General features: G+C 72.0%; 18 protein-coding genes and 1 riboswitch. Of the genes, 7 read left to right on the top strand and 11 right to left on the bottom strand.

Annotated features, from left to right (window positions below; translation table 11 throughout):
* Nucleotides 1–21 precede the first annotated feature (21 nt).
* Nucleotides 22–1,101, bottom strand: coding sequence for an AAA family ATPase (locus ACFFXY_RS16705; RefSeq protein ID WP_382352862.1), 1,080 nt, complete (start codon nucleotides 1,099–1,101; stop codon nucleotides 22–24).
* Between the two features lie 396 nt (nucleotides 1,102–1,497).
* On the opposite strand from ACFFXY_RS16705, the gene ACFFXY_RS16710 reads away from it, so the two are divergent.
* Genes ACFFXY_RS16710 through ACFFXY_RS16725 form a run of 4 tightly spaced genes read left to right on the top strand, consistent with a single transcriptional unit; the run spans nucleotide 1,498 to nucleotide 4,253 of the window.
* The gene (locus tag ACFFXY_RS16710) at nucleotides 1,498–2,061 is read left to right on the top strand and encodes an alpha/beta fold hydrolase (protein ID WP_382352865.1); all 564 of its coding nucleotides are present in this window, start codon (nucleotides 1,498–1,500) and stop codon (nucleotides 2,059–2,061) included.
* 23 nt (nucleotides 2,062–2,084) lie between these two features.
* Nucleotides 2,085–2,303, top strand: a complete 219-nt coding sequence (locus ACFFXY_RS16715) for a hypothetical protein (protein WP_382352868.1) — start codon at nucleotides 2,085–2,087, stop codon at nucleotides 2,301–2,303.
* A 7-nt stretch (nucleotides 2,304–2,310) separates the two neighbouring features.
* Entirely contained in the window at nucleotides 2,311–2,817 is a 507-nt protein-coding gene (locus ACFFXY_RS16720; RefSeq protein WP_382352871.1) for a PH domain-containing protein, read from the top strand.
* The gene (locus tag ACFFXY_RS16725; RefSeq protein ID WP_382352874.1) at nucleotides 2,814–4,253 is read left to right on the top strand and encodes a PH domain-containing protein; all 1,440 of its coding nucleotides are present in this window, start codon (nucleotides 2,814–2,816) and stop codon (nucleotides 4,251–4,253) included. The genes ACFFXY_RS16720 and ACFFXY_RS16725 overlap by 4 nt, the downstream gene beginning before the upstream one ends.
* A 6-nt stretch (nucleotides 4,254–4,259) precedes the next feature.
* Here ACFFXY_RS16725 and hisG read toward each other — a convergent pair whose 3' ends face one another.
* On the bottom strand, nucleotides 4,260–5,105 hold the full coding sequence (gene hisG / locus ACFFXY_RS16730) for an ATP phosphoribosyltransferase (protein WP_382352876.1): 846 nt from the start codon (nucleotides 5,103–5,105) through the stop codon (nucleotides 4,260–4,262).
* Nucleotides 5,106–5,119: 14 nt separating this feature from the next.
* Entirely contained in the window at nucleotides 5,120–5,383 is a 264-nt protein-coding gene (locus ACFFXY_RS16735; RefSeq protein ID WP_091050946.1) for a phosphoribosyl-ATP diphosphatase, read from the bottom strand.
* A gap of 218 nt (nucleotides 5,384–5,601) precedes the next feature.
* On the opposite strand from ACFFXY_RS16735, the gene ACFFXY_RS16740 reads away from it, so the two are divergent.
* Nucleotides 5,602–6,306, top strand: coding sequence for a GH12 family glycosyl hydrolase domain-containing protein (locus ACFFXY_RS16740; protein ID WP_382352880.1), 705 nt, complete (start codon nucleotides 5,602–5,604; stop codon nucleotides 6,304–6,306).
* Nucleotides 6,307–6,348: 42 nt separating this feature from the next.
* Here the strand turns inward: ACFFXY_RS16740 and ACFFXY_RS16745 are convergent, their stop codons facing one another.
* Nucleotides 6,349–8,022, bottom strand: coding sequence for a glycoside hydrolase family 2 protein (locus ACFFXY_RS16745; RefSeq protein ID WP_382352882.1), 1,674 nt, complete (start codon nucleotides 8,020–8,022; stop codon nucleotides 6,349–6,351).
* Nucleotides 8,023–8,094: 72 nt separating this feature from the next.
* Nucleotides 8,095–8,835 (bottom strand): TetR/AcrR family transcriptional regulator, encoded by a 741-nt coding sequence (locus ACFFXY_RS16750; RefSeq protein ID WP_382352885.1) that lies wholly within the window; start codon nucleotides 8,833–8,835, stop codon nucleotides 8,095–8,097.
* 122 nt (nucleotides 8,836–8,957) lie between these two features.
* Here ACFFXY_RS16750 and ACFFXY_RS16755 point away from each other — a divergent pair, with 122 nt between their 5' ends.
* Together ACFFXY_RS16755 and ACFFXY_RS16760 are read left to right on the top strand one after the other, a co-directional pair.
* Complete coding sequence (locus ACFFXY_RS16755) at nucleotides 8,958–9,872, top strand: NmrA family NAD(P)-binding protein (RefSeq protein ID WP_382352888.1); 915 nt, start codon at nucleotides 8,958–8,960, stop codon at nucleotides 9,870–9,872.
* A 179-nt stretch (nucleotides 9,873–10,051) separates the two neighbouring features.
* Nucleotides 10,052–11,503 (top strand): ArnT family glycosyltransferase, encoded by a 1,452-nt coding sequence (locus ACFFXY_RS16760; protein ID WP_382352891.1) that lies wholly within the window; start codon nucleotides 10,052–10,054, stop codon nucleotides 11,501–11,503.
* Nucleotides 11,504–11,551: 48 nt separating this feature from the next.
* On the opposite strand, the gene ribH is transcribed toward ACFFXY_RS16760, so the two are convergent.
* The 6 genes from ribH to ACFFXY_RS16790 form a co-directional block, all read right to left on the bottom strand.
* Nucleotides 11,552–12,022, bottom strand: a complete 471-nt coding sequence (ribH, locus tag ACFFXY_RS16765; protein ID WP_382352895.1) for a 6,7-dimethyl-8-ribityllumazine synthase — start codon at nucleotides 12,020–12,022, stop codon at nucleotides 11,552–11,554.
* 1 nt (nucleotide 12,023) lies between these two features.
* Nucleotides 12,024–13,274: a bifunctional 3,4-dihydroxy-2-butanone-4-phosphate synthase/GTP cyclohydrolase II gene (locus ACFFXY_RS16770; protein ID WP_382352898.1), complete on the bottom strand. Its 1,251-nt coding sequence runs from the start codon at nucleotides 13,272–13,274 to the stop codon at nucleotides 12,024–12,026.
* Nucleotides 13,271–13,861: a riboflavin synthase gene (locus tag ACFFXY_RS16775; RefSeq protein ID WP_382352901.1), complete on the bottom strand. Its 591-nt coding sequence runs from the start codon at nucleotides 13,859–13,861 to the stop codon at nucleotides 13,271–13,273. The genes ACFFXY_RS16770 and ACFFXY_RS16775 overlap by 4 nt, the downstream gene beginning before the upstream one ends.
* A gap of 88 nt (nucleotides 13,862–13,949) precedes the next feature.
* Nucleotides 13,950–14,091: riboswitch (FMN riboswitch) on the bottom strand.
* A 79-nt stretch (nucleotides 14,092–14,170) separates the two neighbouring features.
* Nucleotides 14,171–15,160 carry a GGDEF domain-containing response regulator gene (locus tag ACFFXY_RS16780; RefSeq protein ID WP_382352904.1) on the bottom strand — a complete coding sequence of 330 codons (990 nt, stop codon included), beginning with the start codon at nucleotides 15,158–15,160 and terminating at the stop codon, nucleotides 14,171–14,173.
* 7 nt (nucleotides 15,161–15,167) lie between these two features.
* Nucleotides 15,168–15,863, bottom strand: a complete 696-nt coding sequence (gene rpe / locus ACFFXY_RS16785) for a ribulose-phosphate 3-epimerase (RefSeq protein ID WP_382352907.1) — start codon at nucleotides 15,861–15,863, stop codon at nucleotides 15,168–15,170.
* A gap of 76 nt (nucleotides 15,864–15,939) precedes the next feature.
* Complete coding sequence (locus ACFFXY_RS16790; protein ID WP_382352910.1) at nucleotides 15,940–17,295, bottom strand: glycoside hydrolase family 6 protein; 1,356 nt, start codon at nucleotides 17,293–17,295, stop codon at nucleotides 15,940–15,942.
* Nucleotides 17,296–17,436 lie beyond the last annotated feature (141 nt).

The raw sequence follows: 17,436 nt of genomic DNA on the forward strand, positions 1-17,436 counted from the left end.
AGGTCGGCGGCGTTCACGCGGTTACCAGGCCCCCGGCTGCTGCGGCTGCTGGTAGGTGGGCGAGGGTTCGGCCGGGCGCGGCGCGGCGTCCTGGCGGGGCGTCACCGTGGGGGCGGGGACGGCCTGGAGGAGCTGGGCGACGAGGCGGTCGGCGGTGATGCCGTCGGCCATGGCGTCGTAGGAGAGGACGAGGCGGTGGCGCAGCACGTCGGGGGCGATGTCGTCGAGGTCCTGCGGGAGCGCGTAGTCGCGGCCGCGCAGGAGCGCGATGGCGCGGGTGGCGCGGATGAGGCCGAGGGACGCGCGGGGGCTGGCGCCGTACTGGATGTGGCGGCTGATGGCGCCCAGGCCCGCGGCGGCGGGGTTGCGGGTGGCCATGACGATGCGCACGGCGTAGTCGACGAGCGCGTTGTGGATGAAGACGCCGTCGGCGGCCTGCTGGAGGCGCAGGAGGTCGTCGGTGTCGAGGACGCGTTCGGGGATGGGCGAGTCGACGCCCATGCGGAAGACGATCTCGCGTTCTTCGGCGTCGGTGGGGTAGCCGACGTTGACCTTGAACAGGAAGCGGTCCCGCTGGGCCTCGGGCAGGGGGTAGACGCCCTCCTGCTCAATGGGGTTCTGGGTGGCCATGACCAGGAACGGCTTAGGGAGGACGTGGGTCTGGCCGCCGATGGAGATGCGCTGCTCGGCCATGACTTCGAGCATCGCGGACTGGACCTTCGCGGGGGCGCGGTTGATCTCGTCGGCGAGCACGAAGTTGGTGTAGACGGGGCCGAGCTCGACGTCGAAGGACTCCGAGGACTGGCGGTAGATGCGGGTGCCGACGATATCGGCGGGCACCAGGTCGGGGGTGAACTGGATGCGGTTGAACTCGGCGCCGACGACCTTCGCCATGGTCTCGACCGCTAGGGTCTTCGCGACGCCGGGCACGCCTTCGATGAGGCAGTGGCCGCGGGCGAGGAGGGCCGCGAACATGCGCTCCACCAGGGCGTCCTGGCCGACGATGACCTTCTTGATCTCGAAGAGGGCCTTCTCCAGCAGCGCGGCGTTCTCCGCCGGGGTCGGAAGGCCGTTCGCGCCCGATCCCTCGGGTGATCCCATATCGGTTCCAGCTCTCATGTTCGACGGCGTGTCGTTCTTCGCGGTGTCGTCCGGTGCTGTCGATGGTAATGCGCGCTCCTCAGAGGCGCAGGGGCCCGGAGGGACCCGTTTCGGGGTGTCGCACCGGGTTTTGTCAGGAACCCGACAGTTCTTGCCGAACCCCTTGGGGCACAGCAGGTCTAGACTGCGCGCGGCCCGCGGCGGCAAACCCCCAGGGGGTTTTTGCCCCGTCGAGTGACACGCCGCGCGGATTCAATCCGTTGCTGCGAAATGTCGGAGCGCTATGCTTTCCCCAACCCGCACGACTTCCCCCGTGGTCGTGCGGGTCTTTCCGTCCCCGGGCCCGGTCCGTCTCACGTACCGGACGACGCGACCGACGCAACTAGAATCACTCTCATGCCCCGCCGTCGCCAGGCCCTGCTCCTGCCCGGACGCAACTACAGCGTCCAGGGGCCCTTGCTGATGTACACGCACGTCGCCCTGCAATCGCGCGGGGCGCGGACTTACCCGATCCAGTGGACGGACGTCGACCGGCTCGCCGCCGACGAGCAGACCATGATCGAAGGGGTCTGCGAGCAGACCGAGGCGGTCCTCGACCGCGTCCACAACGACGACCCGCCGCTGCTGGTCGGCAAGTCCCTCGGCACGGCCGCGTCCGTGCTCGCCGCCCACCACGGGCTCCCGGCGATCTGGTTCACGCCGCTGCTCAAGGACTACCCGATCGTCCGGGCCCTGCGCCGCGCCACCGCCCCGTTCCTGCTCATCGGCGGCACCGCCGACCCGGCGTGGAACGGCGCGCTCGCGCGCGAGCTGCCCGGCGACGTGTTCGAGGTCCGCGGCGCCGACCACGGCATGTTCCTGCGCGGGCGCCCGCTCGTGGACTCCGCGCACGCGCTCGCCGACGTCATCGAGGCGGTCGAGGCGTTCATCGACACAGCCGTGTGGCCTCGCCACGGCTGACCCGCATGACGCACAATCGCACTGTGTCCGATCCGAACCCGGCGTCCGGTCAGAGCCCGCCGCCCGTGTGCTCCTCCCGCGGCTGCCGCCGCGACGCGGCGTGGATGCTGCTGTGGCGCAACCCGAAGATCCACGGCCCCGAGCGGGTCAAGCGCTGGGCGGCCTGCGAGGAGCACCTGCCGGTCCTGCGCGACTTCCTCACCGCGCGCGGATTCCCGTGCGAGACCAAGAGAGTGGAATGATCAAGGGATGAGCGCGAAAACGGTCCCGGTGTGGGACCTGTGGCCCGACGAGGTCACCTGGCAGCCCATGTCGCCGAAGCTGCGCACCGTGTGGGTGCTGCGGAGCCTGCTGAACCTCTTCATCCTCGCCGTGATCGCGGCCGTGCCCCTGACGATCTGGCTCGGCTGGCGCGGCGTCCTGTGGGCCCTCGGCGGGTACGCGGTCCTGGCGGGCCTGCGCTCCTGGGCCGTCGCGCGCACCGTCGCCACCTGGGGCTACGCCGAGCGCGAGGAGGACCTGCTGGTGCGCCACGGGCTCCTGACGCGGCGTCTGAACATCGTCCCCTACGGCCGCATCCAGCTCATCGACCTCTCCGCCGGGCCCATCGAGCGCATGTTCGGCCTGACCACCGTCCAGGTCCGCACCGCGGCCCTCGGCTCCACGTCCGAGGTGCCGGGCCTCGAACCGATGGTCGCGTCCGCGCTGCGCGACCGGCTCGCCCTCCGGGCCGCCGAGGTCCGGGAGGGCCTGTGAGCGACGAGCCCGCTCCCCCGCTGGCCGAGGCGGCCTACGGGCCCGAGGCGGCCCCCGCGGCGCCGAGCGCTCCGCCCGAGGGCGTCCAGCGCCAGCGCCTGCATCCGCTCACGCCGCTGCTGGAGTCGTTCCGGTTCCTGACCGCGGCCGCGGCCGCGGCGGGCCTCCAGGCGTTCACCTCCCGGAACTTCCTGTTCGCGCTCTACATCGCGCTCGCGGCGGCCGTCATCGGCGGGATCGCGAGCCTCATCGCGCTCCAGTACCGCGGCTTCGTGATCTGGGGCCGCGAACTGCACATCTACGGCGGCGTGTTCACCCGCAGCCACCGCACGGTCCCGCTGGACCGGCTCCAGTCCGTGGACCTGGTGCGGCCCATCCGGGCACGGCTGTTCGGCTTGGCGCAGTTGAACATCGAGGTCGCCGGGGGCGACGGCACGGACGCGCGGCTGGCGTACCTGAAGGCCGACCGGGCCCTGGCGCTGCGCGCGGAGCTGCTGGCGATCGCGGGGCGGCCGGCCGCGTCGGCCACATCGGTCACGGAGGAGCCCGGGGCCGAGGCCGAGGCGGTGCCTGACCGGGACGCGGGCCTGCTGGTCCCCCAGTTGACCGTGCGGCGCCTGGCGCTGGCCTCGTTCCTGGAGGCCCTGCCCGCGCAGGTCACGTTCCTGGCGGTGTTCGGGACGGCGTTCGCGGTGACCGGGTCGATCTTCGGGTTCACGACGGTGGCGACGACGCTGTGGGTGGGGTTCCTGGCCCCGGCGCTGATCGGCTACGTGCAGAGCACGATCGCGGCGGTGAACCGGTTCCTGCGCAACGGCCGGTTCCGGATCGCCCGGGACGGCACGAACCTGCTCATCCAGCGGGGCCTGACGGACACCAGCCACGAGACCGTCCCGGTGGACCGGGTGACGGGCGTGAGCTTCGTGGAGCCGGTGCTGTGGCGCTCGCGGCGGTGGAAGCGCGTCGAGGTGTGGACGGCGGCGGTGGCGCAGCAGAGCGCGACCGCGACGCGGTCGACGACGGCGCTGCCGGTGGGCGAGCCCGACCAGGTGGCGCTCGTGGCCGCGGAGGCGGTGCCGGACCTGCCGAGCGTCTTCGAGACGGTGCGCCCGCCGCGGCGGGCGCGATGGCGGATGCCCTTGCGGTGGAAGAAGACCGGGGCGGCGCTCACCGAGCGGGCGTTCGTGGTGCGCCACGGCCTGTGGGTGAACGTCCATGTGGCCGTGCCGTACGCGCGCATCCAGTCGGTGCGGGTGACGCAGGGCCGCATCCAGCGGATGCAGGGCCTGGCGACGGTGCGGGCGATGGCCGCGGGCGGGGTCGGGCACGACGCCGTGGCGGTGCACCGCGACGCGCGCGAGGCGGTGGCGATGGCGTCGGCGCTGCGGGACCGGGCCGACGCCGCGGCCGCGCTGGAGCGGCCGCGGCTGTCGTAGCGCGGACTACAGGCGGCAGGCGTCGATGTTCGAGGCGAGGATGCCGCGGGCGCCCAGCTCGTAGAGGGCGTCCATGACGCGGTGCAGGTCGGCGCGCTCGGTCATCGACTGGACGGCGACCCACCCCTCCCGATGCAGCGGCGAGACCGTCGGGGACTCGATGCCGGGGGTGAGCTCGACGGCCGCTTCGAGGAGCTCGGCGCGCACGTCGTAGGCGAGCATCACGTACGAGCGGGCCACAAGCACGCCGCGCAGGCGCCGCAGGAGCTGGTCGATCGCCGCGCCGGTGCCGTTGCCCGCCTTGCGAACGAGCACGGCCTCGGAGTGCATGATCGGCTCGCCGAAGACGGCGAGCCCGGCCTGCTTCAGGGTCGTGCCGGTCTCCACGACGTCGGCGATGGCGTCGGCGACGCCGAGGGCGATCGCGTTCTCCACGGCGCCCGCGAGCTCGACGATGGCGGTCTTGACGCCGTGCGCGTCGAGGTCGCGCTGGACGACGCCCGGGTAGGAGGTCGCGATGCGCTTCCCGTCGAGGCCCGCGACGGAGTCGGTCTCGCCGGGGCGGCCCGCGTAGCGGAACGTGGAGCGGCCGAAGCCGAGCGCGAGGACCTCTTCGACCTCCGCACCGGAGTTGACGGCGAGGTCGCGGCCGGTGATGCCGAGGTCGAGGTCGCCGGAGGCGACGTAGGTGGCGATGTCGCCGGGGCGCAGGTAGAAGAACTCGACGCCGTTGGCGGCGTCCACGGACTGGAGGTCGCGGCTGCCGCGGCGCTGGCGGTATCCGGCCTCGGTGAGCATGTCGGTGGCGCCCTGTGAGAGCGCGCCCTTGTTGGGCACGGCGATGCGGAGCATTCGGATGGGCCTTTCTAGAGGTACCGGTAGACGTCGTCGACGCTGATGCCGCGGGCGACCATCATCACCTGGAGGTGGTAGAGGAGCTGGGAGATCTCCTCGGCCGCGGCCTCGTCCGACTCGTACTCGGCGGCCATCCAGACCTCGGCCGCCTCTTCGACGATCTTCTTGCCGATGGCATGGACGCCGGCGTCGAGGGCGGCGACGGTGCCGGAGCCCTCGGGTCGGGTGACTGCTTTCTCGGAAAGTTCGGCGTAGAGCTGCTCGAAGGTCTTCACGCTGCCGAATTCTACGCGCCGGACCGGGCCGGACCGCCGCCGACGCGGCGCCGCTACCGCAGTGCGGGACGGCCGAGACGGGGATCACGCGGGGGCGGTGACGGACGGTCACGGGTCTGGACATTCGTTTGGTCGTCTGTTTTAATTAATGTATCGACATTCGTCAAATTTCGGATGCCGGTGCTGAAACCGCGACTCTTGAGAAAGGCGCACCGCCTATGCGACGCAGATCGCTCCTCACCGCCGCGCTGGCCGCCCCCCTGGCCACCGCGGGCGCCGTCGGCGCCCTCCAGTCCCCGGCGCAGGCCGCCACCTGGTCCTCCTCGGACCAGTGGGGCCAGTGGACCACCGGCGCGTACACGCTCTACAACAACATCTGGGGTTCGGGCGCGGGCGCGCAGACCATCTGGGCGAACTCCGCGTCCAACTGGGGCGTGTGGGCGAACCACCCGAACACCGGGGGCATCAAGTCCTACCCGAACGTCTCGTACACGCTGGGGCGCAACGTCTCCAGCATGGGGAACGTGTCCAGCTCCCACAACGTGACGGTGCCGTCGGGCTCCGGGCTCGCGTACAACACCGCGTACGACGTGTGGGGCAACGGCCACGCCCACGAGATCATGATCTGGACGAAGTGGACCTCGAACGTGGGCCCGCTCGGTTCGTTCGTGCAGAACGTCAGCCTCGGCGGGCGCAACTGGGGCTACTACCAGGGGCACAACGGGTCCAACCCGGTGTACAACTTCCTCGCCCACACCCAGACCACGTCTTCGACGGTGAACATCACCGCGCACTGCCAGTGGCTGGTGAACCAGGGCCGCATGCCGAACGTGCGGATCGACCAGATCCAGTTCGGCTGGGAGATCACGTCCTCGGCCGGGGGCTACAACTTCAACTGCAACAGCTACTCGCTCACGACGTGAGGCCGCGGGCCTCCCGCGAGGCGCGGGAGGCCCTTCGCGCCGCTAGGCGCCGTGGCGGCGGAACCGCTCGCGCACGGCCTTGAACGACTGCTTCGGGCGGCGGTACTCGTCCACGATGCCCTTGTCGTTGACGCCGCGGGGGCGCTTGAGGAGCATCTCGCGGTGCTCGGTGGTCCGGAAGTCGCCGAGGACCCAGATGCCGAGGCCCGAGATGCGCTCGTGCCCGACGACGTGGTCGACCACGGTGGTGAGCAGGGCGGTCTGGTAGTCCTCGGTCCACAGCGAGCCGTTGGCGTCGTTCCAGCCGGGGACCGCGCCCGCCCCGATCTCCGAGACGATGAGCGGCTTGTCGGCGTGGCCGAGCGCGTCGACGTGGGCGGCGATGCGGTCGAGCTGGGCGGGGATGCCGGGGACGTCGCCGAAGTACCAGCCGGGGTAGTTGTTCGCGGAGACGACGTCCACGAGGTCGAAGCACAGGTCGTCGAAGGCGTTCAGGCTGGCGTACGTGACCGGGCGGGTCGCGTCGAGTTCGCGCAGGCGCCCCAGGAGCCGCTCGTAGACCGGGCGGCCGGCCTCGGACCAGCTCGGGCACTCGTTGAGGATGCCCCACAGGACGACCGAGGGGTGGTTGCGCCCGGCGGCGACCATCTCGTCGATGTGCTCGATCTGCGCCTCGGCGAAGCCCGGGGCGGTCAGGTGCTCGACGGGGTACTGCCAGCCGATCGACTCCTCCCACACGAGCAGGCCCGCCTCGTCGCACAGGTCGAGGAAGAGCGGGTCGAGCGGGTAGTGGCTGCCGCGCACGAAGTTCGCGCCGAGGTCCTTGAGCTGCTGCACGTCGGCGACGAGGAGCGCGGCGGGCTGGGCGTGGCCGAACTGCGGGTGGAGCTCGTGGCGGTTGACGCCCAGGAGGGTCACCGGCTCGCCGTTGAGGGTGATCCGGGCGTCCTCGACGCCGATGCGGCGCAGGCCGAAGCGCTCGCGCAGGTCGTCGCCGCCGAGTTCGGCGGCGAGCAGCGAGAGGCGCGGGTCGGCGGTGGTCCACGGTGCGGCCCACGGGATCTCGACGGTGCGCACGAGCGTGCCGGAGGTGTCGAGCGCGACGTCCTCGGCGAGGAGCGGGAGGCCGTCGCAGGCGAGCGCGAACGGCACGGTGGCGGGCGCGTCGGCGGTGTAGTCGACGCGGACTTCGATGCGGCGGTCGGCGACGGAGAGGGTGTCGATCGCGAGCGCGTCGATGCGGACCGGGCCGAGTCGGTGGAGCGCGACGGAGCGGCTGACGCCGCCGAAGTGGTACCAGTCGAAGTGCTCCAGGTGGAGCGGCGAGCGCTCGCCGAAGCGGTTGTCCACCAGGACGATCAGCTCGACCTCGCCGCCTTCGGACCGGGTCTCGGCGGTGAAGCGCGTGAAGCCGCCCGCATGGTCGCGGAGCGGCTCGCCGTTCCACAGCACGCGGCACCAGTGCTGGACGCCCTCGAAGACGAGGCGCTGGAGCCCGGCGCCGGCGCGCACGCGGGTGCGGTAGGCGGCGAGGCCGCGGCGGCCCGCGTAGGCGGGGGTGGCGTCGAAGCAGCCGGGGACGGCCATGACGTCGTCGAAGGCGATCGCGGCGGGGTCGACGTCGTCGGGTTCGACCTCGCCGAGGTAGGCGAAGTCCCAGACGCCGTCGAGGTCGGTCACGGGGCGCAGGACGTGCGGGAGGAATCGGCGGGCCATGGTCGGCCTCCTTCGCGGTCGGCTCCGGTCGATCCTAGGCGAGGAGCTGCAACCGGTTGCCGAGGGCCTTGCTCAGGCGCCTTTCCGCTTGTCGCGGAAGGCCTTCTGGCGGCAGGCCGGGGAGCAGTACTTGGCGGGGCGGCCGGTTCCGGCGTGGGCGATCGGAGTGCCGCAGACCGGGCAGGGGTCTTCCGTTACGGCGATTTCGTTACGGATCACAGGAGCGGCACTGGTTTCGTTACGGATCTCGTGGTTTCGTTCGGCCCGCATGCCGTCCCAGAACAGCGTGGCGAGGTGCGCGGCGCGCTCCGCGGAGCCGAGCGACTGGGCCATGGCGGTGCACCCGGCCAGCAGCGCCCGCACGTCGCGGGTGTCGAGGTCGGCCCGCAGGACGCCCGCGCCCTGGGCCTTGGCGACCAGGGCCGCGAGCGGGGAGTCGATGACGCAGCGGCCGTCGCCCTTGGAGGGCTCCTGCCAGTCGCCGCGGGCCGCGAGGGCCTCGCAGATGGCGCGGTTGGCGAGGGCCTGCTCGTTGAGGAACCGCAGGTACTCGAAGAAGGCGTACTCGACGTCGGGGTGGCGCAGCATCGCGGCGCCGTAGTCGCCGAGCGCGGCGAGCCGCTCGTCCAGGACGCTCGCGAGCAGGGCGTCCTTGGTCGGGAAGTGCCGGTAGACCGTGCCCGCGCCGACCCCGGCGGCGGTGGCGATCTCCCCCAGGGAGACGCCGGTGCCGCGCTCGCCGAAGAGCCGGTCGGCCGTGTCCAGGACCTTGCGCCGGTTGCGCTGGGCGTCAGCGCGCTCCGCTCGTTTCACCGCCGTCTGCAACGGTGCCCCCTCTCGCGCCCGTCAATAAACGGGTGTACTGTTCCGCTTTAGCAAGCGGGTCGCCGACTCCGATACTAACCGGCGGCCCCGGGAACGGAAAGGACCGCAGTATGCCCTCCACCGACAAGACCATTCTCGTGTCCGGCGCGACCGGCCGCCAGGGCGGGGCCGTCGCGGCCCGGCTCCTCGCCGACGGCTGGGGCGTGCGGGCGCTCACCCGCGACCCCGCGAGCGCGAAGGCGCTGGCGCTCAAGGAGGCCGGGGCCGAGGTCGTGCGCGGCGACCTGGACGACCCGGCGTCGCTCGCGGCGGCGGCCGAGGGCGTCTGGGGCGCGTTCAGCGTCCACGCGGGCGCCTACGAGGGCGGGCCGTACGGCCACGACCTCGGGCACGAGGAGCGCTCGGCGGCGAACCTCGCCGCGGCGGCGAAGGCCGCGGGCGCGGCGTTCCTCGTCCACTCCTCCTCGGTCGGCGTCGGCGGGCCGCTGGAGCCGCACATGGACATGCTCCAGCGCAAGGCCGAGGCCGAGCGGGCGGTCGGCGCGAGCGGGCTGCCGCACACGATCCTGCGGCCGACCTCGTTCATGGAGAACACCTTCGACTCGTTCCGCGAGCTCCAGGACGGCGCGCTCGTCTCACTGCTCCACGCCGACACCTACGAGCCGCACATCGCCGCCGCCGACATCGCGGCCTTCGCGGCGATCGCGTTCGCCGACCCGGCGGCCCACGCCGGGAAGGCGTACGAGCTCGCCGGGGACGACATCACGCAGCTGGAGAAGGTCGCGATCATCTCGCGGGTCACCGGCCGCGACGTGCCGTATGTGGCGATCGACGCCGCCGCGGTCGCCGCGCAGAGCCCCTCGACCGCGAAGACCCTGGGGCTCATCAACGAGCACCGCATCGAGGTCGACATCCCCGCGCTCAAGAAGGTCCACCCGGGCCTGCTGACGTTCGAGGAGTGGATGACCGGGATCGGCAAGCCGCTCGTGGACGCGTACTTCGCACGGGTCGACGCGGCGCGCTGACTCCAGGCGGGGGCGGCGGCGGGCGCGACCCGCCGCCTCCCCCGAGGACGTCGCGGTCCTCACCGACCGCTCCGGGCGGGCGGCCCCCGCGTTCCACGAGGCGATCGAGGCGATGCGCAAGGCCGAGTGAGCAGCACGGTACGCTGGCGCACGGGACCCCCTCACCCCGAAAGGCCGCCGTGCGACCGCTCCACCGACTCCACCCGACCCTGGCGAGCCTCGCGCTCGCCGCCGCGCTCGCGCTCACCGCGAGCCGGTACGACTACCACCGCGACGAGCTGTACTTCCTGATGCTGAAGCCCGCCTGGGGCTACGCGGACCAGGGCCCGCTCACGCCGCTGCTGGGCCACCTGTCGATCGCGGCCCTCGGCAACACCGTCTGGGCGTTCCGGTTCCCCTCGATCCTGTGCATGGCCGGCGCCCTCTGGCTCGCCGTGCTCATCACCCGCGAACTCGGCGGCGGCAGGGCCGCGCAGGCGCTGTGCGCCTGGGGCCTCGCCTTCGCCGGGGTCGCGCTCGGGTTCGGGCACCTGCTGTCGACCGCGACCGTGGACCTGGTCGTGTGGGTCGCCGTGCTGCTGTTCGTGGTCCGCGCCCTCATGCGCGACCCGCGCTGGTGGCTCGCGGTCGGCGCGACCGCCGGGATCGGGCTGTACAACAAGCACCTGATCGTGCTGCTGTTCATCGGCCTGGCCGCCGGGCTCCTCGAAGTGCGCTCCCCCAACGGGCTGCGTTCGAAGTGGCTGTGGGCCGGCGCGGCGCTCGCGCTCGTCATCGGCTCGCCGAACCTCGTCTACCAGGCGCTCAACGGCTGGCCGCAGTTGGAGATGGCCGCGGCGATCCGCGAGACGGACGGCGCGGAGAACCGCGTCCTGCTCTTCCCGTTCCAGCTCCTGCTGCTCGGGGTGTTCCTCGTGCCGGTCTGGTTCGCGGGGCTGTGGGCGCTGGTGCGGCGGCCCCAGTGGCGGCCGATCCGGGCGCTGGCGGTGGCCTACCCCGTGATGCTGGTGATCGTGCTGGTGACCGGCGGGCAGTACTACTACCCGATCGGGCTGGTCGTCGCGTTCTACGCGGTCGGGTGCATCCCGGTCGCGGCGTGGGCGAAGGCCCGCGGGCGCCGGACGCTCCTGGTCGCCGGGGTCGCGCTCAACGGCGCCGTCTCGGCGGTGGTCGCCCTCCCGCTCCTCCCCGTCGAGGCCGTGGGCGACTCGCCCGTCCCGGCCATGAACGGCTCCGTGGCCGACCAGGTCGGCTGGCAGTCCTACGCCCGGCAGGTGGAGGCGGTCGTCATGTCGCTGCCGCCGGAGGAAGCGGCCCGGACCGTGGTGGTCACGGCGAACTACGGCGAGGCGGGCGCGCTGGACCGGTATGCGGCGCAGGCCGGTCCGGTCTACAGCGGCCACAACGCCCTCTTCGAGTACGGCCCGCCGCCGGAGTCGGCGACGACGGTGGTCACCGTGGGGCTGCCGCTGGAGCGCGTCGGCGAGTTCTTCGATGAGTGCACCGCGGTCGCCGTGCTGGACAACCACGTCGGAGTCGACAACGAGGAGCAGGGCGAGACCGTCGGCGTCTGCCGCGGCCCGGTCATGGCGTGGTCCGAGCTCTGGCCCGAGTTCCAGCACTACAGCTAGCACGCGTGAAGCCGCGCCCGCATCAGCGGGCGCGGCTTCGCGGCGGTGCTAGTCGAGCGAGCGGATCGCCAGGGCCGCACCGAGGGCGGCCACGACCGCCTCGTAGCCCTTGTCCTCGGTGGAGTCGGCGAACCCGGCGCGGGCGACGGCCTGCTCCTGGTTGTCGACGGTGAGGACGCCGTGGGCGACGGGGGTCGACTCGTCGAGCGCGACCCGGGTCAGGCCCTCGGTGACCGACTTGCAGACGAAGTCGAAGTGGGCGGTGCCGCCGCGGATGACGGTGCCGAGGGCGACCACGGCGTCGTACTTCCGGGCGAGGGCCTGCGCGGCGATCGGGAGCTCGACGGCGCCCGCGACGTGCAGGACCTTGACCTCCGCGACCTTCGCGTCCTCGGCGGCGTCGAGCGCGCGCTTGAGCATCTGCTCGACGACCGAGGCGTTCCAGTCCGTGGCGACCACGCCGAGCGTCAGCCCGGCGGCGTCGGGGACCTTGACTGCGGGTGCTCCGTGTCCGGCCATGTTATGCGGCTTCCATTGCGGTGACGGGCGCGAGCTGGGGCAGGTCCGCGAGGAGGTGCCCCATGCGGTCGCGCTTGGTGGTCAGGTAGGCGATGTTGTCGGGCGTGGCGTACGTCGGCAGCGCCACCCGGTCGACGACCTTGAGGCCGTGGCCCTCGATCCCGGCGCGCTTGTCCGGGTTGTTGGTCAGCAGCCGCATCGACTTGATGCCGAGGTCTTCGAGGATCTGCGCGCCGATGCCCCAGTCGCGGGCGTCGGCGGGCAGGCCGAGTTCGAGGTTCGCGTCCACGGTGTCGCGGCCCTGGTCCTGGAGCTGGTACGCCTGGAGCTTGTGCACCAGGCCGATGCCCCGGCCCTCGTGGCCCCGCATGTAGAGCACGACGCCGCGGCCCTCGGCCTCGACCGCGCGCAGCGCGGCCTGGAGCTGCGGGCCGCAGTCGCAGCGCAGCGAGCCGAACGCGTCGCCGGTGAGGCACTCGGAGTGGACGCGGACGAGCACGTCCTCGCCGTCCCCGATGTCGCCCTTGACGAGCGCCACGTGCTCGTTGCCGTCGAACACGGCCCGGTAGCCCACGGCCGTGAACTCCCCGGATTCGAGCGGGAGGCGGGCCTCGGCGAGGCGCTTGACGTGGACCTCGTTGCGCTGGCGCCACTCCACGAGCTGGGCGACGGTGATGAGCGCGAGGCCGTGCTCGTCGGAGAACTCGCGGAGCTCGGGCAGGCGCATCATGGTGCCGTCGTCGTTCATCATCTCCGACAGCACGCCCACGGGCTGCTTGCCCGCGAGGCGGGCCAGGTCCACGGCGGCCTCGGTGTGGCCGGTGCGCACGAGCACGCCGCCTTCCTTGGCGCGCAGGGGGACGACGTGTCCGGGACGGCTGAGGTCGCCCGCGACGGTGCCGGGGTTCGCGAGCACGCCGATGGTGTGGGCGCGGTCGGCCGCGGAGATGCCGGTGGCGATGCCGCGGCGGGCGTCCACGGTGACGGTGTACGCGGTGCCGCGCGGGTCCTGGTTCTCGGCGGCCTGGGGCGGGAGCTGGAGCAGGTCGGCCCGGTCGGCGAGCATGGGCACGCACAGGTAGCCGCCGGTGTGGCGGATCGTGAACGCGACGAGCTCGGGGGTGGCGTCCTCGGCGGCGAAGATGATGTCGCCCTCGTTCTCGCGGCCCTCGTCGTCGGCCACGATGACGGGCCGGCCGGCCTTGATCGCGGCGATCGCCTCGTCGACGGTGTTCAGGCGGATGTCGTTCATCGGGTGCCTCCAGCGGCTTCCAGCAGCTTCTCGACGTGCTTGGCGACGACGTCGGTCTCGATGTGGACCGGGTCGCCGACCTGCTTGCGGCCCAAGGTGGTCGCTTCAAGGGTGGTGGGGATGAGGCCGACGCTGAATTCGTCGCCCTCGATCCACGCGACGGTGAGGGAGGTGCCGTCCACGGTGATGGACCCCTTCTCGACCACGTACTTCGCGAGCCCGGCGGGGAGGCGGAAGGTCACTTCCTCCCACTCGGCGGCGGGGGTGCGCTTGACGATGTGGGCGACGCCGTCCACGTGGCCCTGCACGAGGTGCCCGCCGAGGCGGGTGGTGAGGGTGGCGGCGCGTTCGAGGTTGACGCGGTCGCCTTCGCGGAGGTCGCCGATCGCGGTGCGGCGGTAGGTCTCGGCCATGACGTCGGCGGTGAAGACGTCGCCGTCGACCTGGACGACGGTGAGACAGACGCCGTTGACGCTGATCGAGTCGCCGAGGGCGGCATCGGAGGTGACGAGCGGGCCGCGGACCGCGAGGAACGCCTCGCTGGACTTGACGACCTCGCCGAGTTCTTCGACGATTCCGGTGAACACGGTGTGAACTCCCTACCTGCTGCGTATTCTGCGGCGCGCAGGCGGGGGCAAGAGAAATACTCGCAGGGGCCACCAGTGGCCTCCCGCGTTGCGTCTGCTCCCATCCGGACTTTGACCGTCGGTCCTGGATTCTCACCAGGTCAACCGTCCGCTGGTTGCGGACGGGTCGCGGACTCGCGGCTTTCGCCGCTCACCGCCGGCTCGGAATTGCACCGACCCCGCTGACGCGCGTTTGCTACAAGGAATTGTGCCACGCCGGTATTCCGCCGCGGTCCGTACTGTGACGCACCCTACTTGCCGGCAGGCCGGTCAGTGCTCGTTCGTCCAGAACACGGGACGGCGCCCGCCCCGGCCCGGGGCGCGGCCCTCGGGGTAGGCGACGTACGTCCCGGAGTGGGACTTGGCGACGCTCTTGAGGGCCGTGGCCTCGGCGACGGCCTCGTAGGCGTCGGCGAAGCGCCGCTGCGTGGAGAGGGCGACGCCGATCGAGAGGGTGGGCAGGCGCGAGCGGGTCATGCGGCGCGAGACGCGGTCGGCGTGCTCGATGTAGCCGCGCTCGGCGTCCTCGGGGTCGCACAGCTGGCGGACGCGGCGCGCGAAGTGGTCGTTGAGGAAGCCGGTGACGGCCTCGACGTGTTCGGGGACGCACAGGATCGTGAAGTCGTCGCCGCCGACGTGCCCGAGGAACACCGGGGCGGCGCCCGCGTCGCCCGCCGCGGCGTAGACGCACTCGGCGAGGCCCTTGATGAACTCGTCGCCGCGCACGAACCCGTACACGTCGTTGACCGCTTTGAACTGGTCGATGTCGATGTAGCACAAGGCGAACGGGTCGCCGCGCTTGATCCAGGACTGGAGCTCGCGGAGGATGCGGTCGTTGCCGGGCATGCCGGTGAGCGGGGAGGACTCGCGGACCTCGCGGTGGCGGCGGATCGCGGAGTCGATGCGCGCGGAGACCTCGGCGGGGTCGAAGGGCTTGGCGATGTAGTCGTCGGCCCCGGCCTTGAGCCCGGCGATCTTGTCGGCCGAGGACGGCTGGGCGCCGAGCAGGATGATCGGCAGGCTCGCGGTGGCCGGGTCGGCGCGGAGCTGGCGGGTGAGCGCGAGGCCGTCGATGAACGGCAGGTCGGCTTCGAGCAGGACGATGCCGGGGCGGCGCAGCGCGATCCCGGCGAGCGCCTGGTAGCCGTCCCGGGCGAGCGCGGTGTCGAAGCCGTCGGCTCTCAGGCGGGCGGCGAGGAACTCCGCGATCTCGGGGTCGGCGTCGGCGATGAGGACCAGGTCAGGGGTGGTTGCGGCCATGCGCGGCTCATTGGGGTGATCGCGCCGCGTCGGCGCGGGCGCGCAGGCGCCTGGCCGCATCGGCTGGATCGTCCGCGCCGTAGACGGCGGTCCCGGCGACGAACGCGTCGGCGCCGGCCTCGGCGGCGGCCGCGATCGTGTCGTCGGCGATGCCGCCGTCGACTTCGATGCGCAGCTCCAGGTGGCCGGAGGCGGCGCGCTCGCGGGCGGTGCGGACTTTGTCGAGCATGGCGGGGATGAACTGCTGGCCGCCGAATCCGGCCTTGATCGTCATGATCAGGAGGGTGTCGAACTCGGGCAGGAGGTCCAGGTAGTCCTCGACCGGGGTGTCGCGGTCGATGGCGAGGCCCGCTTTGGAGCCCGCGGCGCGCAGGTCCTTCGCGAGGGCGACGGGGTCGTCGCTGGCCTCGGCGTGGAAGGTGACGTTGTGGGCGCCGAGTTCGGCGTAGCCGACGGCCCACCGCGCGGGGTCCTCGATCATGAGGTGGCAGTCGAGCGGGATGTCCGTGGCGGCCTTGAGGGACTTGACGATCGGCGGGCCGAGCGTGAGGTTGGGGACGAAGTGGTTGTCCATGACATCGACGTGGAGCCAGTCCACGGCGCCCTCGACCGCCTCGGCCGCCTCCGCGAGGCGGGCGAAGTCGGCCGCCAGGAGGCTGGGTGCGATGACGGTGTCGGCCTGCGCCGCTTGGAACTGTGCCACACGGACAGTGTAGGTCGCGAAACCGCGACGCAGGCCGGACACCTGGTGCCTTCTGTGGCTCAGGTCAGCTTTCTGCTCAGCAGGGGACGTCGAAGTCCGCTGCCGGGCCGGAGGCGACGAAGCCGAACAGTTCCTTCGTCTGGCCCGCGGCGACGGCGCCGTTCCAGCCGACGTCGCTGGCGGTGACCGTGGAGCCGGAGGTCGTGAGCTGCACGTTCCAGCTCGACTGGACGGACTGGGAGCCCGGCCAGGTCCAGTGGACGGTCCAGCCGTTGACGGCCGCGTCGGCGGTCATCGAGACCTTGCCCTGCCAGCCGCCGTTCCAGGAGGAGACGGTGTCGATGTGGACGGTGCAGTCCCCTTCGGCGGGTCCGCCGGTGGTCGGGCCGTCGCTGGTCGGGTCGTCGGAGGTGACCGGGTCGGTCGGCTCGACGTCGCCGGGCCAGCCCGAGCCCGCGTTGTTGGCGAGCTGGTAGGCGAGGTCGGGGATGAACTGGCCCGCGGCGCCGGCGCAGCCGTCGGCCTCGCCGGGGAGCTTGACCCACAGGTACGCGTCGATGCCCGCGACGCCGGTCGCGGTGGTCGGGAACTTGCCGATCGCGCGCCCGGGCGGGTCGCACCAGTCGTTGGGGTTCGGCGGGTTGAGCGGGCCGTTGCCGTTGCGGCTGGTGTCGATCACCGCGGTCTTGCCGGAGCCGACGATGCCGCGGACCTGGTTGGCCCAGGCGGTGGCCTCCTCGGTGGTGCGGTAGTTGGAGACGTTGAGCGAGAAGCCGTCGGCGTTCTGGATGCCCGCCGCCTGGAGGCGGGAGCCGGCCACGCTCGGGGTGAGCCAGGCGGAGTTCCCGGCGTCGATGTAGACCTTCACGGCGGGGTCGGCGGCGTTGAGCTTCTGGGCCGCGTAGGAGAGCGAGGCGTTGATCTGGGCCCGCTCGGTGGAGTTGTAGCAGTCGTGCGCGATGACGTCGGGTTCGAGGATGATGTACGCGGGCCCGTCGATCTGCGCGGCGATCTGGTCGATCCAGCCGCGGTAGACCTCGTGGCTGGAGGCGCCGCCGCCGGAGGCGCCGCCGCAGTCGCGGTTGGGGATGTTGTAGACGACCATGATCGGGGCCGCGCCCGCGGCGGCCGCGCCGTCCACGACGGCCGAGACCTGGGACGCGATGCCGCCGGTCGGGTTGGTCTGGGTGAACCAGGTGCCCGCGGGGGTCTCGGCGATCCGGTCGCGGATCATGTTGGCGCGCGAGTCGCCCGGGTTCTGGGCGACCCAGCGGGCCGCCGCCGTGTTCGGGTTCGTCCACAGCGCCTGCGCCTGCGCGGAGACGTCCTGCGCGCCCGCGTTGGGACTGAGGAGGAAGCCCGCGCTGAGCGCGGCGACCACTGCGGTGGCCGCTCCCGCGACGATCGCCGCGAGGCGATTTCGTCGGTTCATCTGGTGCTCCTTGGGGTCTAGATGCCGGTAGCCCGGAGTACATTCACTTATGTCAATGTATGGTAGCGCTTCCAAAGAGCATGGTTAAGCGACCTCACCCGTCAAAAGGCAGCGCGGAACGACGACCGCGGCGCGCACCGC

The organism is Glycomyces mayteni, from assembly GCF_042428885.1.
Classification (GTDB): Bacteria; Actinomycetota; Actinomycetes; order Mycobacteriales; family Micromonosporaceae; genus Glycomyces; species Glycomyces mayteni.